At 58.8% G+C, this 17,239-nt stretch carries 16 protein-coding genes; 12 read left to right on the forward strand and 4 right to left on the reverse strand.

The window, feature by feature from the left end; translation table 11 throughout:
- Positions 1-8: 8 nt before the first annotated feature.
- The 4 genes from QE432_RS08325 to QE432_RS08340 form a co-directional block, all read right to left on the reverse strand.
- Complete coding sequence (locus QE432_RS08325) at positions 9-899, reverse strand: carbohydrate ABC transporter permease (RefSeq protein WP_003517818.1); 891 nt, start codon at positions 897-899, stop codon at positions 9-11.
- 75 nt (positions 900-974) lie between these two features.
- On the reverse strand, positions 975-2,318 hold the full coding sequence (locus QE432_RS08330; RefSeq protein WP_306623751.1) for an extracellular solute-binding protein: 1,344 nt from the start codon (positions 2,316-2,318) through the stop codon (positions 975-977).
- 260 nt (positions 2,319-2,578) lie between these two features.
- On the reverse strand, positions 2,579-3,052 hold the full coding sequence (locus QE432_RS08335) for a VOC family protein (RefSeq protein ID WP_025595986.1): 474 nt from the start codon (positions 3,050-3,052) through the stop codon (positions 2,579-2,581).
- Positions 3,018-3,203 (reverse strand): hypothetical protein, encoded by a 186-nt coding sequence (locus QE432_RS08340; RefSeq protein ID WP_112391028.1) that lies wholly within the window; start codon positions 3,201-3,203, stop codon positions 3,018-3,020. The genes QE432_RS08335 and QE432_RS08340 overlap by 35 nt, the downstream gene beginning before the upstream one ends.
- 294 nt (positions 3,204-3,497) lie before the next feature.
- Between QE432_RS08340 and QE432_RS08345 the strand changes: the two genes are divergently transcribed.
- From QE432_RS08345 to QE432_RS08400, 12 genes are all read left to right on the forward strand, one after another.
- Entirely contained in the window at positions 3,498-5,282 is a 1,785-nt protein-coding gene (locus QE432_RS08345) for a methyl-accepting chemotaxis protein (protein WP_003517811.1), read from the forward strand.
- A 196-nt stretch (positions 5,283-5,478) separates the two neighbouring features.
- Complete coding sequence (locus tag QE432_RS08350) at positions 5,479-6,372, forward strand: lytic transglycosylase domain-containing protein (RefSeq protein WP_003517809.1); 894 nt, start codon at positions 5,479-5,481, stop codon at positions 6,370-6,372.
- A 147-nt stretch (positions 6,373-6,519) separates the two neighbouring features.
- Positions 6,520-6,933, forward strand: a complete 414-nt coding sequence (locus QE432_RS08355) for a hypothetical protein (protein ID WP_019566437.1) — start codon at positions 6,520-6,522, stop codon at positions 6,931-6,933.
- A 109-nt stretch (positions 6,934-7,042) separates the two neighbouring features.
- Positions 7,043-8,917, forward strand: a complete 1,875-nt coding sequence (locus tag QE432_RS08360) for a sigma-54-dependent Fis family transcriptional regulator (RefSeq protein WP_173997391.1) — start codon at positions 7,043-7,045, stop codon at positions 8,915-8,917.
- Positions 8,918-9,093: 176 nt separating this feature from the next.
- Positions 9,094-10,167 (forward strand): 2,3-butanediol dehydrogenase, encoded by a 1,074-nt coding sequence (locus tag QE432_RS08365; protein WP_035199305.1) that lies wholly within the window; start codon positions 9,094-9,096, stop codon positions 10,165-10,167.
- 66 nt (positions 10,168-10,233) lie between these two features.
- A complete protein-coding gene (locus QE432_RS08370; protein WP_173997389.1) occupies positions 10,234-12,033 on the forward strand; it encodes an NAD(P)/FAD-dependent oxidoreductase in 1,800 nt (599 codons plus the stop codon).
- A gap of 199 nt (positions 12,034-12,232) precedes the next feature.
- Positions 12,233-13,213, forward strand: coding sequence for a 3'-5' exonuclease (locus tag QE432_RS08375; RefSeq protein ID WP_112192401.1), 981 nt, complete (start codon positions 12,233-12,235; stop codon positions 13,211-13,213).
- 166 nt (positions 13,214-13,379) lie between these two features.
- Positions 13,380-14,132: a GntR family transcriptional regulator gene (locus QE432_RS08380; protein ID WP_003517798.1), complete on the forward strand. Its 753-nt coding sequence runs from the start codon at positions 13,380-13,382 to the stop codon at positions 14,130-14,132.
- Positions 14,129-14,914 (forward strand): transporter substrate-binding domain-containing protein, encoded by a 786-nt coding sequence (locus QE432_RS08385; RefSeq protein ID WP_060642688.1) that lies wholly within the window; start codon positions 14,129-14,131, stop codon positions 14,912-14,914. The genes QE432_RS08380 and QE432_RS08385 overlap by 4 nt, the downstream gene beginning before the upstream one ends.
- A gap of 72 nt (positions 14,915-14,986) precedes the next feature.
- The gene (locus tag QE432_RS08390) at positions 14,987-15,658 is read left to right on the forward strand and encodes an amino acid ABC transporter permease (RefSeq protein ID WP_003517793.1); all 672 of its coding nucleotides are present in this window, start codon (positions 14,987-14,989) and stop codon (positions 15,656-15,658) included.
- Positions 15,655-16,314 carry an amino acid ABC transporter permease gene (locus QE432_RS08395; RefSeq protein ID WP_019566432.1) on the forward strand — a complete coding sequence of 220 codons (660 nt, stop codon included), beginning with the start codon at positions 15,655-15,657 and terminating at the stop codon, positions 16,312-16,314. The genes QE432_RS08390 and QE432_RS08395 overlap by 4 nt, the downstream gene beginning before the upstream one ends.
- Positions 16,292-17,017 carry an amino acid ABC transporter ATP-binding protein gene (locus QE432_RS08400; RefSeq protein ID WP_019566431.1) on the forward strand — a complete coding sequence of 242 codons (726 nt, stop codon included), beginning with the start codon at positions 16,292-16,294 and terminating at the stop codon, positions 17,015-17,017. Before QE432_RS08395 ends, QE432_RS08400 begins: the two co-directional genes overlap by 23 nt.
- Positions 17,018-17,239: the final 222 nt, after the last annotated feature.

The following is a 17,239-nucleotide window of genomic DNA, read 5'->3' on the forward strand; positions in this document are numbered from 1 at the left end:
CTCAGGCCTCACTTGTAATGGACGCGCCGCTCGATGAAGCGGAACTGGATGAAGGTGAAGACCATGATGAGGCCGATGAGGACGATGGTTTGTGCCGAGGCACCGGAATAGTTCAGCCCTTCGAAGGCCTCGGTGACGATGCGGTAAACCATCACATCGGTGGCGCGGTTGGGGCCGCCCGCCGTCAGCGAATGCACGATGCCGAACGTGTCCTGGCCGACGAAACCCTCGGTCATCATCGTCACCATCAGGAAGAACAGCGTGGGTGCGAGCAACGGCACCTGAATGTCTATGGCGCGGCGGATCGGGCCGGAGCCATCCATCGCCGCAGCTTCCGTCAGCGAACGGGGCACGGATTGCAGGCCGGCAAACAGGAAGATGAAAGTGTAGCCCGCCCATTTCCAGATAAAGATGGCGATGACGAGCGCCAGTGCATGTTCGCCGTATTTCGCCGGGTTCCAGATATCTGGCCAGGCGGCGTTGAGTGAAGCGGCCAACCCGCGTTCCGGCGACAGGATGAAGCGGAAGGCCATGCCTGCGGCGGGACCTGCGATGGCGAAGGGCAGGATATACAGAACCCGGAAAAATCCAGAGCCGGGAAGCTGGCGGTCGACGGAGAGCGCCAGGGTGAGGCCGATGAGGATGGCGACGAAGGGGCCGACGGTCGCGAAGATCAGGCTGACGGTAACGGAATGCCAGTAGAATGGATCAGAGAAGACTTCCTGGAAATTGGCGAAACCAACGAATTCCGCCGCGCCGCCGAAGGGCGGCTGGAGGGTGAAGGCCCAGTTGATCACCGCCGCCACGGGCCAGTAGAAGAACAGGAGGATCAGTGCCAGCTGCGGCAATGCGAACAGCAGCGGCAACCATGTGCTTTTGAAAACGGCGCGCTTTTCCATGAAATATCCGAAACAGAAAATGGCATTAAGGGTTTGCCCGCGCGGAGACGGGCAAACCCAGGCGAAAAGGACCGCTTAGTTCAGCTTGGCGCCGGCATAGGTCTTTTCGAAGCGGCGTAGGCCGGCATTCGAGCGCTCGACAGCCTTGTCGAGTTCGGTCTGAATATCGGCGTTCTGCATGAAGATGGCTTCGAGCGAGGTCGAGACTTCCTTGCGGATCTGCGTGAAGCCGCCGAGGCGGATGCCGCGGGTATATTCGGAAGGCGGCGTAAACGTGAGGCTTTCGATTGCCTTTTCACGGCCCTTATAAGGCGCCTTGTCGTAGAAGCCGTTGGCCTTCATGGCGTCGAAGCCGGTCTTGGTGACCGGGATGTAGCCGGTAACGGTCGACCACCACTCAACCATATCAGGCTGCGCGATAAAGTTCAGGAATGCGGCCGCACCCTTGTATTCAGCTTCCGGACGACCAGCCATGACCCAGAGCGAAGCGCCGCCAACCAGCGAGTTGTGGCGCTCGGTGCCCTTCCAGATCGGCAGCATGGCGACGTCCCACTTCACGCCCTCAGGCATGGTCTTGCCGACGGTCCCGTGGCCCGCAATCGAGGACATGAACATCTGGCAGGTCTGCGAGGTGAAAGCGGGCAGGATGTCCATGCCGAGCTGCTTGGTCTTGACGACGAACAGCTTCTCGTCCTGCATCTTCTTGAAGAATTTGACCTGATCAACGAACTTCGTCTTGTTGATCGTCAGTTCGGCGTCGAGGCCCTGATAACCGTTGCCCTTGGTGGCGATTGGCTGGTTGTGGATGGCAGAGAACTGTTCCATCAGCATCCAGGTGTCGAAATTAAAGGCCAGCGGGCATTCGAAACCGGCCGTCTTGAGCTTCCGGGCGGCTTCTTCAACCTGTTCCCATGTGTCGGGCTTGAAGGTGATGCCGGCTTTTTCGAAAGCGGTGACATTGTAATAGAAGACCGCGGTGGACGAATTATAGGGGAAGGAGTTCAGCTCGCCGTCAGCCGTTGCATAATAATTGGCAATGCCGGGGAAATAGTTGTTCCAGTCGATCTTGTAGCCGTTGTCTGCCATCAGCTTCTTGGCGGGAACGAAAGCCTTGGACAACATCATGTCCAGCGTGCCGGCATCGTAGATCTGGGTAATGGCGGGCTGCTTCTTGGCGCGGTAGGCGGCAATGGTGTTCTGCAGCGTGGCGTCGTAGTCGTTCTGCGACGTGCAGACGATTTCGAATTCAGCCTGGGAGTCGTTGAACTTCTTGCAGGTTTCTTGAACGCGGTCGCCGAGATCGCCGGAAAGGCCGTGCCAGAATTCGAATTTGGTCTTTTCTGCTTGGGCAGCCGTGGCGCCGAAGGCGGCGGCAATGGCAACGCCTGCCACGAAAGAGGTCAGAGCGGAAGATTTCATAAGTTGAGCCCCGTTGATGGAGTAATGGCATGACCGGCGAGGACGTCACGTCCCCAACACGAAGCCACGGGCTCTGCTAGCAGCCGTCTTTGACGGATCGCTTACACTTTGTTGAACGTTTTGTGATGAGTGAAGGTACACGCGCGCATAGGCGTCCAGGGAAAATCAGATAAACGGGTTTTATCTGATTTCCCGTTGCTTTTCAGTTCTTTACTTGAAATGTCTTTCTTCGCTACTTTTCGCTGAGTGACTTGTTAGTATCAACCCCGACGTGCCGCCTCGATGGTGGCGACGTCGATTTTCTTCATATCCATCATTGCCGCGAAGGCACGTTTGGCCTCGGCGCCGCCGGCGGACATTGCTTCCATCAGCACCCGCGGGGTGATCTGCCAGGAGATGCCCCATCGGTCCTTGCACCAGCCGCAGGCACTTTCTTCTCCGCCGTTGCCGACGATGGCATTCCAGTATCGGTCCGTCTCTTCCTGATCTTCAGTCGAAATCTGGAACGAGAAAGCCTCGGTGTGCTTGAATGTCGGCCCACCGTTGAGGCCGATACAAGAGACGCCTGCCACCGTGAATTCCACCATCAGCACGTCCCCCTCCTTGCCGGAGGGGTAATCGCCCGGCGCCCGATAGACGGAATTGACGGTACTGTCGGGAAAGGTCTCGGCATAAAATCTGGCTGCGGCCTCGGCATCCCTATCGTACCAGATGCAGATCATGTTCTTCTTCACGGCGTGTTCCTCCCAAAAGAAAGCCCCATTCGGTAAACAATGTCGCCATGCGCCGATCGTTCCGAAAGGAGGCGGGAAGGTGCAGTTTTGCAAAGGAATAAGGGTTGTGCGTCATGACGGCGCCGGCGCGATGATCAAACGCGACGCGCATGGATATTTAAATCCAGCGTCTCACCTTTCGGCGATAGGCATCATATGCCGGGCCCAGCCGCGCCCGTTCTGAAGAATAAATATGAAACTATGTCTCTTTGTGACGTGAAGCGCGTGCTTGATCTAATGTGCAGATTTTTGCGGCAGGAAGACGCGTATTGCCCAAATTTCGCCCGTACCATCAACTCGCGTGATCAACGTCAAGATTATCCTTAAATATTATTTAATAATGTAATCATATTGTTGGTGAACGATTTTCAGTAGAAACCGTCCAGCTGCCATCGGAGGATCGCGCGTGAGTTTTCTTGATCGTGGTGCCAATGCTTTCGCGGTTCTTGCCGCGCTCTCCAAATCTCAAGCCATCATCGAATTTGATATGGCCGGAAAGATTCTCGCCGCCAACGAGAATTTCTGTCGTGCGCTCGGTTACGAGCTGGCGGAAATAGTCGGCAGACATCACAGCATGTTCGTTGAACCTGAAGTCGTGTCATCGCAGGACTACAAGGCCTTCTGGTCAAAGCTTTCGGCCGGCCAGTTCGATCAGCGGCAGTACAAGCGCATTGGCAAGGGTGGCAGGGAAGTCTGGATCGAGGCCTCCTATAATCCGGTGTATCGTCGCGGCAAGCCGGTGAAAGTGGTCAAGATCGCCACGGATATTACCGAGCGCAAGCTGAAGGCGGCGGAAGATGCGGGCAAGATCGACGCCCTGTCGCGGGCGCAGGCCATCATCGAGTTCTCTCCGAACGGCGAGGTCCTGACGGCCAACGAGAATTTTCTGGCGGCGCTCGGCTATTCGCTCGCCGAGGTGCAGGGAAGGCATCATTCGATGTTCTGCGAACCCGCCTACACGCAGTCCCCACAATATGCGCAATTCTGGAAAAGGCTTGCTGGCGGCGATCTGGTGGCGGATGAATTCATGCGGCTTGGCAAGGGCGGTCGCAAGGTTTTCATTCAGGCCTCCTATAATCCGATCTTCGATTTGTCCGGCAAGGTGTTCAAGGTCGTCAAATTTGCCACCGACGTGACCGGACGTGTTGAAAATGTCGAAAAGCTCGCGCAGTCCCTGACCAATCTGGCTGACGGTGATCTTTCGCAGAGCATCGACAAACCCTTTATCCCCTCGCTTGAAAGATTGCGGTCCGACTTCAACGCAGCCTCGAAAAAGCTCAAGAAGGCCATGACGCTGGTCTCTGAAAATGCCGGCGCCATTTCTTCGGGGTCGAATGAAATAAGATCCGCGGCCGACGATCTCGCCAGACGTACGGAACAGCAGGCTGCCTCTATCGAGGAGACGGCTGCAGCCCTCGAGGAAATCACCACCACCGTCAATGATTCAAGCCGCCGTGCGGAAGAGGCTGGAAAAATCGTTGGCCGTGCCCGCGACCATGCCGAACATTCAGGTCAGGTTGTGCGCGATGCGATCAGTGCCATGGACCAGATCGAAAAATCGTCGCGTGAGATTTCGAATATTATCGGCGTTATCGACGAGATTGCCTTTCAGACCAATCTGCTTGCGCTGAATGCAGGCGTGGAAGCTGCCCGCGCAGGCGAAGCAGGCAAGGGTTTTGCCGTGGTTGCGCAGGAAGTTCGCGAACTTGCGCAACGCTCGGCGACTGCCGCAAAGGAAATCAAGAGTTTGATCAACGCGTCTGGCACGCAGGTTGAAAACGGCGTTGGCCTTGTTACCAAAGCGGGCTCTGCCTTGCAGGAAATCGCGGAACAGGTGCGCGACATCAACACCAATGTCGTAGCGATCGTCGATGCCGCGCGCGAACAGTCGACCGCGCTCGCCGAGATAAATCAGGCGGTCAACACCGTTGACCAGGGAACGCAGCAGAATGCCGCGATGGTTGAGGAGCAGACGGCTGCCAGCCACAGCCTTGCACGGGAAGCGGCAGCGTTGTTTGAGCTTTTAGGGCAATTCCGGTTCGATGACGCATCGCACTCGACATCGTCGTCGCGGAGCGGCTTCGAGCAGCAGGCTACCTTTGCCACTCCGCGTCGCCCGGCATCCCGCCCGCTTGCGGTGCGCGGTTCCGCTGCAGTCGCCGTCGAACATGAGGATTGGCAGGACTTCTAAGCACACAAGATGGCCTTGCCGACGCGGAAATGCGACCTTTATTCTGGACGCATGGAAGCCTCGGCAAGGCCCAAACCGAAGCTTCCATTGAAGAAGAGCCGTAGGTCTGGGCATATCTTGCAGAATGCCTGATAATCGGCGTATCGGGCGTGGGATTTGCGGGGAGTTTTGCTTGGCGGGGATATCGACACGCTGCGTGAGTCTTGCTCTGTGGTTGCTGGCGCTTGCCAGTGGCACGACCGGGGCCGAGGAGAAGGCCGATGGCAAAGTCTCCTGCACCTACACCCATGATGTCGCGCCGGAATTGTGCATCCGTGTCGAAAGCTACAATAATGACCTGTGTCACGCCATCGAGGTTCTGGCCGGGCGCCACGCCGTTCCGCCGGATTATTTCGCCCGGCTCATCTGGCGGGAAAGCCTGTTCCGGGCCAATGCGGTCAGCCCGAAGGGCGCGGAAGGCATAGCACAGTTCATGCCTGGAACCGCAAAGCTGCGTGGTCTCAAAGACAGCTTCAACATAATCGCCGCACTCGAGGCCTCTTCCCGGTATCTGTCCGAGTTGAATACGCAGTTTGGCAATTTCGGTCTCGCCGCCGCAGCTTATAATGCGGGCGAGGCGGGATTGCGGAATTTTATCGCGACCGGTCGGCTGCCGACGGAAACCCGGGATTATGTGTTTGCGATAACGGGATATCCGGTTGAGAAATGGAAGGACAACCCGCCGGAAAAGGCGGCCCCGGCATTGGATGAGACCCGCTCTTTCATCGATGCCTGTCTGCGTCTGGCCGATACGCGAACGATGAACGATCCTGTCCTCATCTCGTCGGCCGACTGGGCGCCCTGGGGCGTGCAGCTTGCCGCGCATTATAATCCGGCGGTGGCGAACCGGCTTTTTACCCGCGCCATTGGCCAACTATCCGGGCCGCTTAATGCCGAGCGGGCTTTGATCGTGCGGCAGCGAGGCGGCAATTTCGGTTCGCGCCCGCGTTATGCCGCCCGCATCGGCCGCGATACACGCGCCCAGGCCAACGAGCTTTGCGGCGAAATCCGCCAGGCCGGCATTCCCTGCACCGTGTTCCGCAACAGATGAGAACACCTGTATGACCCTGTCGATCATAACAAGTTGATCAGCATCTGGGTCGCACCTCCTTTCAGAGCGAAATTATCGAGCCTAGATTGCAACGCTGACGACGGAACGTGTCGGCTGATGGTATTCTGTGAGGGAAGAAAACTGAAAATGAGATGGCTTGAAACGGGATGTCTGGTCGGCGTGCTGGCCGCTATTTCTGGGTGCGCCACGACCGGGCAGACGGACGCATCGCAAACGGTGGCGAGCCTCGTGGGCCAGCCCCTGGATGCGGCTATCGCCAGACTCGGCCGCCCTAACAAGGTGATCATCGACAAGGGTGCGACGGAATCCTATTGGCTGAAGGTGGATGTTGAGACCTATGCCGGCCTCTCCAACAAGCGGGAAATCCGCACCTTGAACGGGCAGGTGCGGATATCGGAAACGGAAGGCATGAAGATCAAGGAGCATCGCCGCGACTGCATCATCAAGATCACCGCGGATCCCGCTTCCACCATCAAGACCAGCGAAATCATCGGCAATCCGGCCAATTGCGAGAACATTATCAATCGCCCAAACACCTGAGGCGGTCGCATTCGAGACTGTTACATCGCTTCGAACGACCGAACCACCGTAAGAGGTGGATTGTGGGCGATCTCCTAATATGCGACCATCCGTGCCGGAGGATGCGTGCATGGTATCGACGCTGTCGCATATACGGGAGATCGAACGTGTCGGCATGGGCGCGGTCAGCCCGCGTGATACGCCGGTCATCCAGTCCTGGCTGCGCTGCCTCAATGACTACAAGCTCGACCCAACGATTGCGCAGGAAGCCTATATCGTGCCCGAGCTGAAGCTTCGGGAGCATCGCGAGCAGGCCGAGGAGCTCATCCGTATCGGCCGCTCCGGTCTCGAAGCCCTGTTCAACCAGATTGCCGAGCAGAATTACGTCCTGCTGCTGTCGGATGCGCGCGGCGTTACCGTCGATTTCATGGGCGACCCGACCTTCGACAACCAGTTGCGGCGGGCGGGGCTTTACCTTGGCTCGGAATGGTCGGAAAACCGGGCCGGCACCTGCGCTGTTGGCGCCTGCCTCGTTTCCGGCGAGCCGGTGATCATCCATCAGGATGACCATTTCGATACCAGCCATATCGGGCTGACCTGCACTGCGGCGCCCGTCTTCGATACGCTCGGCGATCTCACCGCCGTGCTCGACATTTCCCAGCTGCGCTCGCCGACGGCCAAGGCCAGCCAGCAACTGGCGCTGCATCTCGTTGCCTCCACCGCGCGGCGCATCGAGCTTGCCAATCTCATGACCCGCACCCGCAATGACTGGGTGTTGCGTCTTGCACGTTCACCTGAGTTTCTTGACGTCGATCCCGATGCGGCGATCGCCCTTGATGGCAGCGGACGTATCACCGGCATGACCCATGGTGGCTTCGGGGCGCTGGCGCGCTCCATGAACATGCACGGCCTTGCCACCCGCGATTTTCTCGGCCAGCCGATTTCCTCGGTCTTCGATATCGATGTGGACGACCTGCCGCGCTTTATGCGCGGGCGGCCGAATGGCGAGCGGCTTTTGCGCGCCCGCAACGGTCTGGTGCTTTTTGCCAGCGCGATCGCGCCCGCCGTCAGCATTCGCGCTCCTGTCACGCCAGAGCCACGCTTGCCGCGAGCGCTGAGGGACATGAGCAACGGCGATCCGGCGATGGAAAAGGTGCAGGCGCGGGCAGCAAAGCTTGCCGCCCGCGATATTCCCATCCTCATTCAGGGTGAGACGGGCAGCGGCAAGGAATATCTGGCACGGGCGATCCATGACAGCTGCAACAGCGACGGCAATTTCGTCGCCGTCAATTGTGCGGCAATCCCGGAGCATCTGATCGAATCCGAATTGTTCGGCTATACGCCCGGTGCCTTCACCGGCGCCAGCCAGAAGGGCAAGCGCGGTCTCATCGAGGAGGCAAGTGGCGGCACTTTGTTCCTGGATGAGATTGGCGACATGCCGCTTTCCCTTCAAAGCCGCCTGCTGCGCGTGCTTTCGGAAAACGAGGTGCAGCCGGTTGGCGCATTGAAAGCCAAGCCGGTGCGTCTGAGAGTACTGTCCGCATCGCACCGCGATCTTGCCGAACTGGTGAAGGAAGGCCGTTTCCGGCAGGACCTCTATTATCGCCTGAACGCCGCAACGGTGACGCTGCCGGCGCTGCGGGAGCGCGAGGATCTCGGCTGGCTGATCGATCAGTTTCTCCGCCGCATCGAGAAGGAAAACGGCGAGACCTACAGGATCGATAAGGCGGCACGGGCAATTCTGCTTAACCATGACTGGCCGGGCAATCTGCGCGAACTCTTCAATGCACTGCGGGTTGCAGCCGCGCTTTCCGATGGCGGCAAGATCGATCCGGGTTGCCTGCCTGAACACCTCTTTGCCGAAGTCTCCACCGATGATGCTTTGCGCGATGACGACGATCTGCGCCGGGCGCTGAAGGACTGCGGCAACAACGTCTCGGCGCTGGCGAGAAGCCTCGGCGTCAACCGCTCCACCATTCACCGCCGTCTCAAACGCCTGAATTGACTGCGTCCGAACCGGTGCGACCATTGCAACACCTGTTGCACGGAACCTGTTGCATTCTGCCGGCGAGCCTCAGAGCTGAATTTGTAACCAATTGAAAATACGTCAAGATATGGCGCAAGCCATTCTGGCATGCCGCTTGCTGATCCTTCTGTGCAAGAACTACAGGAGGAAATGCAATGAAAGCACTGCGCTTTCACGCCGCCAAGGACCTACGCATCGAGGATGTGGATATGCCACCCGAGCCCGGTCCGGGTGAGGTGCTCGTCGAAAACAAGTTCTGCGGCATCTGCGGCACGGACCTGCACGAATATGCCTATGGCCCGATCTTCGTGCCGAAGGAGCCGCATCCTTTCACCGGCGCGCACGGGCCGCAAATTCTCGGTCATGAATTCGGCGGTGTCGTAAAGGCCGTAGGCGAGGGCGTTAGCCATGTAAAGCCCGGCGACCGGGTATCGATCCAGCCGCTCATCATGCCGCGTCATGGCGACTATTATGCTGATCGCGGTCTTTATCACCTGAGTAAAAATCTCGCTCTCGCCGGTCTGTCCTGGCATTCCGGCGGCATGGCGCAGGCCGCTCTTCTCAACGACTATAACGTCCAGCCGATACCCGATGCGCTTTCCGATCAGGAAGCGGCCCTCATCGAGCCGACGGCAGTCGCGGTTTATGCCTGCGACCGTGGCGGTGTCACGGCCGGCAGCAGCGTGCTTGTGACCGGTGCCGGGCCGATCGGCATTCTCGTCGCCATGGCGGCCAGGGCGGCCGGTGCCTCGCAGATATTTCTTTCCGATCTCAACGACACGCGTCTGGCGCTGGCGCGGGCGGCGCTTGGCGAGGTGCGCACGATCAATCCCAAGACGGAAAAGGTGGGCGATGTCATCCGCGCCGAGACCGAAGGCAATGTTGGCTGCGATGTCGCCATCGAATGCGTCGGCAATGAATATGCGCTGAAGAACTGCGCCGACGCCGTGCGCAAGCAGGGCGTTGTGGTGCAGACCGGCCTCCACCCCGGCGAAAACCCGCTGAACTGGTTCGACGTGACTTTCAAGGACATCGATATCCGCGGCTCCTGGGCCTATCCGACTCACTACTGGCCGCGTGTTGCCCGGCTGATTGCCAGCGGCCAGATCCCGGCGAGCCGGATCGTTACCAAAAACGTCTCACTCAGCGAGGCGGTCACGGAAGGGTTCGACCAGCTGCTCGACCCGGCCGGCAAGCATCTGAAGATCCTGATCGACCTGTCGCGATAGGCCGATTTGAAGTGCGGGGCGGTTGAGGAGCCGTCCCGTTTCCACATTGAGCAGGAGGAGGAATACATGCTCGACAAGACCCCCACCACCCGCCTTCAGGCGCTTCTCGATACGTTCGGGGCAGCACTCGAAGCTGGCCGCATCGATGATGCCGTTAATCTGTTTGCCGAGGATTGCTACTGGCGCGACCTCGTTGCCTTTACCTGGAACATCAAGACCGTTGAAGGTCGCGATCAGGTGCGCGACATGCTGCAGGCGCAGCTTTCGACGGCCAGACCCACAAACTGGCGCATCGCTACCGGCGAGGAGGCGACGGAGGCGGATGGTGTGCTTGAAAGCTGGATCACCTTCGAGACGGCGACAGGGCGCGGCTACGGCCTCGTGCGCTTCAGGAACGGGCAGATATGGACGCTGCTGACGGCGCTTTCCGAACTGAAGGGCCATGAGGAAAAATCGGGCTTCACCCGGCCGCTCGGCGCAAGGCACGGCCAGAACCTTGGTGCCAAAACCTGGATGGAGGAGCGCGAGGAGGAAGCGCGCACGCTCGGTTATGACAAGCAGCCCTATACCGTCATCATCGGCGGTGGACAGGGCGGCATCGCGCTCGGCGCCCGGTTGCGCCAACTCGGCGTGCCGACGATCATACTCGAAAAGAACGAGCGGCCGGGTGACAGCTGGCGCAAGCGCTACAAGTCGCTCTGCCTGCATGACCCGGTCTGGTACGACCATCTGCCTTACATCGATTTTCCGAAGAACTGGCCGGTCTTTGCCCCCAAAGACAAGATCGGTGACTGGCTCGAATTCTACACCAAGGTGATGGAACTGAACTACTGGACCCGCTCCACTGCCAAATCCGCCAAGTGGGACGAGGCGGCGAAGGAATGGTCGATCGTCGTCGATCGCGATGGCGAGGAAGTCGTGCTCCGGCCAAAGCAACTGGTCTTTGCCACCGGCATGTCCGGCAAGGCTAATATTCCGGATTTCAAGGGGCGCGAGCGCTTCAACGGCGATCAGCACCATTCCTCGCAGCATCCGGGGCCGGATGGGTACAAGGGCAAGAAGGTCGCCGTGATCGGTTCCAACAATTCGGCCCATGATATCTGCGCCGCACTCCACGAAGCGGGTGTCGATGTGACCATGATCCAGCGCTCGACGACCCATATCGTCAAATCCGATACGCTGATGGATATAGGGCTCGGTGCGCTCTATTCCGAACAGGCGTTGGCGAATGGGGTGACGACGGCAAAGGCCGATCTCATCTTCGCGTCGCTGCCCTACCGGATCATGCATGAGTTCCAGATCCCGCTTTACGACAAGATGAGGGAGCGCGACGCCGATTTTTACGCCGCACTGGAAAAAGCCGGGTTCCAGCTAGACTGGGGTGCGGATGGCTCGGGCCTCTTCATGAAGTACCTGCGGCGCGGCTCCGGTTATTATATTGATATCGGCGCCTCGCAGCTGATCATCGATGGCAAGGTGAAGCTTGCCGCCGGTCAGGTGGACGAGATCACCGAAAACTCGATCAAACTCTCTGACGGCAAGGAGATTCCTGCTGACGTCATTGTCTATGCGACGGGATATGGTTCGATGAATGGCTGGGTCGCTGATCTCATCGATCAGGAAACGGCAGACAGGGTCGGCAAGGTCTGGGGTCTCGGTTCGGATACGCCGAAAGACCCGGGGCCGTGGGAAGGCGAGCAGCGCAACATGTGGAAGCCGACGCAGCAGGAGGCGCTGTGGTTCCACGGCGGCAACCTGCACCAGTCGCGGCATTATTCGCAATATCTCGCCTTGCAGTTGAAAGCGCGCATGGAGGGGCTTCCTACACCTGTCTATGCATTGCAAGCGGTTCACCACACACGCTGACCACGGGTATTTCGATCGATAACGGTAATGCAGAAAGGGGGCGGAACATTCCGCCCCCTTTCTGAATCCGATGCAGGCAATGCCAAACGGACGCCGCCCGGTTTCTGTGGATCACGGCAACCGCTGTTGTTAGTGTGAGCCTCTGCGCATATGTTGGAAAACTCAATATCGATTTCCGGCCAAAGCGGACAGAATAACAATGACCTCCCAGTTGGATTTTTTCGCTTCCGCGACTGCGCGGCTTCCTCAGGCTGAGCGCGGGCGAAAAGCGGATGGTCGTGAAACGACGCTGAAATCGGTTCATGACGATGAGGCTCTGGCCGCACATCTCGAATCCACAGGCAATTACCGCGTCCTGCGCAAGTTGCAGCCGCGCGCGATCTGCGAGCAGCCCCGACCGGGGTTTCCACGTCAGGGCGTGATCCTCGACACCGAGACCACGGGCCTCAACCACCGAACCGATGAGATCATCGAAATCGGCGTCATTACCTTCACATTCGACGATCAGGGCACGATTGGGGATGTCACCGGGGTCTATGGCGGTCTGCGACAGCCGGGCACTTCCATCCCGGAAGAAATCACGCGCCTGACGGGTATCACCGATGAAATGGTTGCCGGACAGACGATAGACATCGACCGGCTGACCTCCCTTGTTGACGGTGCTGATCTGATCATTGCCCACAATGCCGGCTTCGATCGTCCGTTTTGCGAGGCCTTCTCGCCGATCTTCCGCAATAAGGCCTGGGCCTGCTCCGTTTCTGAGATTGACTGGAGTGGTCGGGGTTTTGAGGGCAGCAAGCTCGCCTACCTCATCGGGCAATCCGGCTATTTCCATGACGGCCACCGAGCAGTCGACGATTGTTTCGCTCTGCTGGAGGTGCTGGAACAGGTACGCGCCGGCCAAAGCGGGACGCCCTTCATGGAACTCCATGAAGCCAGCCAGCACTCCCGGGTTCGCATTTACGCGGAGAACAGCCCGTTCGACATGAAGGATCATCTGAAAAAGCGGGGCTATCGCTGGTCTGATGGTTCCGATGGCCGGCCCAAATCCTGGTGGGTGGAACTGGCGGAGGAAAAGCTCGAGGAAGAGCTGCATTTCCTCCGAACCGAAATTTACCGCTGGGACGCCGATCCCACGGTCAAGTATCTGACGGCATTCGACCGGTTCAAAGCCGGATAGAAAGAAACCGCGACGGCCGTACCGTCAAGTTTGCACAGCTCTGCGTTTTTTTTGATGTTTGTCGATTTTCTTGCTCAAAATTTGAGCGGGTAGGCGCGAGCTTTTTCGCTGCATTTTGATTTTAAAACAATATCCGTTCTGGCACGGGCCTTGCTTTCAGTCTTGTATGCAAGATTTACATACCAAGCAGGACCGTCAGATAAACATCGAAGAAGCCATCGTTTCCGGCATTCTTTCGGCGCGCATCCGGCCGGGCACGCGGCTCAGCGAAAATCAGCTGGCTGGACTCTTCTCCGTTTCACGTACGCGGGTACGGGAGGCGATGATGCGGCTGGAAACACGTGGCATCGTCCATGTCAGCGCGCGGCGAGGGTGGTTCGTCGTCGAGCCCTCCGCCGAGGAGGCGATGACCATCTATGAGGCGCGGCGGATTATCGAATCCGGATTGCTTCGCAGCATGCGGATGCTGTCGGAGGAGGGGCGCAAGGTCCTCGTCGCGCATCTTGAGGAAGAGAAAGTCGCAATAGCCGCAGGTGACCGCCAGCGCCTTACCTGCCTCATGGGCGATTTTCATATCCGCATCGCCGAGCTTTGCGGCAATGCCGTGCTCATCGAGCTGCTACGCGATCTGACCGCCCGGACAATTCTGATCTCCATGCTCTACCAGTCGGAGTTTCATGCCCTCCAGTCCCATGAGGGGCATTGCCGTATCTTCGACGCGATGGCTGCGGGCGATTTCGTGAGGGCGGCGGAGCTTTCCATCGAGCATCTGGACGAGGTGGAAACCGGCCTCGACCTCACACGACGCCCCGATCCTCTCGCCGGCCTTCGCCGGTCGCTCGCCCTACCGGAAATGAATGGCGGCGATCCGGATAAAATTCACATGCAACACAATCAACACAAGGAGAATGACATATGATCTTCAGACGGACCCTCATCGCTGCCGCCGCCATGGCTGCCGCCTTTGGTCTTTCCGCGCCCGCCAAGGCGGATGCCCTTGCCGACATCACCGCACGCGGCACGCTGCGTGTGGCCGTACCGCAGGATTTCCCGCCCTTCGGCAGCGTTGCTGCTGATATGACCCCGCAGGGCTATGACATCGACATGGCCAAGATGATCGCCGACAAGCTGGGCGTGAAGGTGGAACTCGTCCCGGTCACCAGTGCCAACCGTGTTCCCTATCTCCAGACCAACAAGGTCGATCTCGTTATCTCCAGCCTCGGCAAGAATGCAGATCGTGAAAAAGTTATTGATTTCTCTGATGCTTACGCGCCTTTCTTCAACGGCGTTTTCGGCCCGGCCGACGTCGCGATCTCCAAGGCCGAAGACCTTAAGGGCAAGACCATCGCCGTCACGCGCGGTGCCGTCGAGGACCTGGAACTGACGAAGGTCGCGCCTTCGGACGCCACCATCAAGCGTTACGAGGACAATAACGGCACCATCTCGGCCTTCCTTTCGGGCCAGGTGGAAGTTGTTGCGACCGGCAACGTGGTTGCAGCCGCCATCCTCGCCAAGAACCCGCCGAAGCGTCCGGAATTGAAGTTCCTCATCAAGAACTCTCCCTGCTACATCGGCCTCAACAAGAACGAGCCGGCCTTACTGGAAAAGGTCAACGCCACCGTAGCTGCGGCCAAGGCCGACGGCTCGCTGAATGCGATCGCCACCAAGTGGCTTGGCCAGGATCTGCCGAAAGACCTTTGATCATCGTTTGCCATGGTCATCCCGGATCCGCCGGGATGACGCCTTTCTCCACCGGCGCAAGGGGACTGTTTCTTGAGCTATCAATTTGATTTCCTGTGGCTTGGCGAATATTGGCCGCAAATTGCCAAAGGCATCGCCATTACCAGCCAACTCACGCTGGTCGGCGGCGTGGTCGGCGTTTCACTTGGCATCGCCTGCGCCTGGGCCCGGGCGCTCGGACCTTCATGGTTGAAGCCCATAGTCGGCACCTATGTGGAGCTCATCCGCAATACGCCTTTTCTGATCCAGTTGTTTTTCATCTTCTTTGGCCTGCCTTCACTTGGTTTCAAGCTTACAGAGCTGACCGCGGCCAATCTGGCGATGATCGTCAATCTGGGCGCCTATAGTTGCGAGATCATCCGTGCCGGTATTCAGGCGACGCCGAAGGGCCAGTTCGAGGCGGGCGCGAGCCTTGCCATGACGCGCTTCGAAACGTTTCGCCATGTGGTGCTTACACCTTCGCTGCAACGCATCTGGCCGGCGCTTTCCTCGCAAGTGGTGATCGTCATGCTCGGCTCGGCCGTCGTTTCGCAGATTGCGGTGGAAGACCTGACCTTTGCGGCGAACTTCATCCAGTCGCGCACGTTCCGCGCCTTCGAAGCCTACATCCTGTCAACTGTCATCTACCTGCTGCTCGCCATCCTGTTGCGGCAGGGCATGCTGGCGCTCGGCAGCTTTCTTTTCCCGAGGAGGGCGGCACGATGACTGAATTCACCTTTTGGGACATTCTGCGCAACCTGCTGCTCTCCACCCGCTGGACGCTGTTGCTATCGCTCGTTTCCTTCATCGGCGGCGGTATGGTGGGCATCGTGCTTCTGTGGTTGCGCATCAGCCCGCGCCGGGCTTTGAACCGTGCTGCCCGCATCTATATCGAAGTCTTTCAGGGCACCCCGCTGCTGATGCAGCTTTTCATCGCTTTTTTCGGCCTCGGTCTCCTCGGGGTCGATGTTCCGGCCTGGCTTGCGGCTGGCGTGGCGCTTATCCTCTGGACCGCTGCCTTCCTTGCGGAAATCTGGCGCGGCTGCGTTGAGGCGATTGCGAAGGGCCAGTGGGAGGCGTCCGCCAGCCTTGCCATGGGCCGCCTGCAACAGATGCGTTACGTCATCCTGCCGCAGGCGCTGAAGATCGCCATTCCGCCAACGGTCGGTTTTTCCGTGCAGGTCGTCAAGGGCACAGCACTCACCTCCATCATCGGTTTCGTTGAACTGTCCAAGGCCGGCACGATCGTCACCAATGCCACCTTCCAGCCCTTCACCGTCTATGGGCTGGTTGCTCTCATCTATTTCGCCCTCTGCTGGCCGCTGTCGAAATCCAGCCAGTTCCTAGAAAGGAAGCTCAATGTCGCTCATCGAAATCACTGAAGTCCACAAGAGCTTTGGCGACAATGAGGTGCTGAAGGGCATAAATCTGGATGTCGAACCCGGCGAGGTGATCGCCATCATCGGCAAAAGCGGCTCTGGAAAATCGACGCTGCTTCGCTGCATCAACGGACTGGAGACGATCAGCGCCGGCTCGATCCAGGTGGCGGGTGCGCAGTTGCTGGACGATGAGCTGCATCTGAAGGCATTGCGGCTGAAGGTCGGCATGATCTTCCAGCAATTCAACCTCTTTCCGCATCTGACGGCCGGCGGCAATGTCATGCTTTCGCAGATGGTGGTGAAAAAGGTCACCAAGCCGGAGGCCGAGGTGACGGCGCGCAGGATGCTGGAGCGTGTCGGGCTGGCGCACAAGTTCGATGCCTATCCGGATGAACTGTCCGGAGGCCAGCAGCAGCGCGTGGCGATTGCCCGCGCCCTTGCCATGCAGCCTATCGCCCTTCTCTGTGACGAGATTACCTCGGCGCTCGACCCCGAACTCGTGTCTGAGGTGCTAGCCGTCGTGCGCGAACTGGCAAAGGAAGGCATGACCCTGTTGATGGTGACGCATGAAATGAAGTTTGCCCGCGACGTCTGCTCGCGCGTCGTCTTCATGCATCAGGGCCGCGTGCACGAGATCGGCCCGCCGGAAGATGTTTTTGCCAATCCCCAGACGCCGGAACTCAAGCAGTTCCTTGGCATGATCTAAGCACAGTACCGACGCACGCGACCGGAGCGGTGCGTGCGTCGGCAGTAGCCTTTGTGTTGTGTTTGCCGGGAAAATGTCCGCCATTCCAGTGGTGTCAGCCAGTTCGTTTCGATGGCACTCTTTTCCCGATTTCATGTTTCGCTGTCGGTCGCTCAGATCGCATACAATTTCCGCAGCAAATCGAAAACAATCGATGTAAATTTGAGCAGGCCGGTGACGGGA

Origin of the sequence: Agrobacterium sp. SORGH_AS_0745 (assembly GCF_030818995.1) — a bacterium.
GTDB classification, from domain to species: domain Bacteria; phylum Pseudomonadota; class Alphaproteobacteria; order Rhizobiales; family Rhizobiaceae; genus Agrobacterium; species Agrobacterium tumefaciens.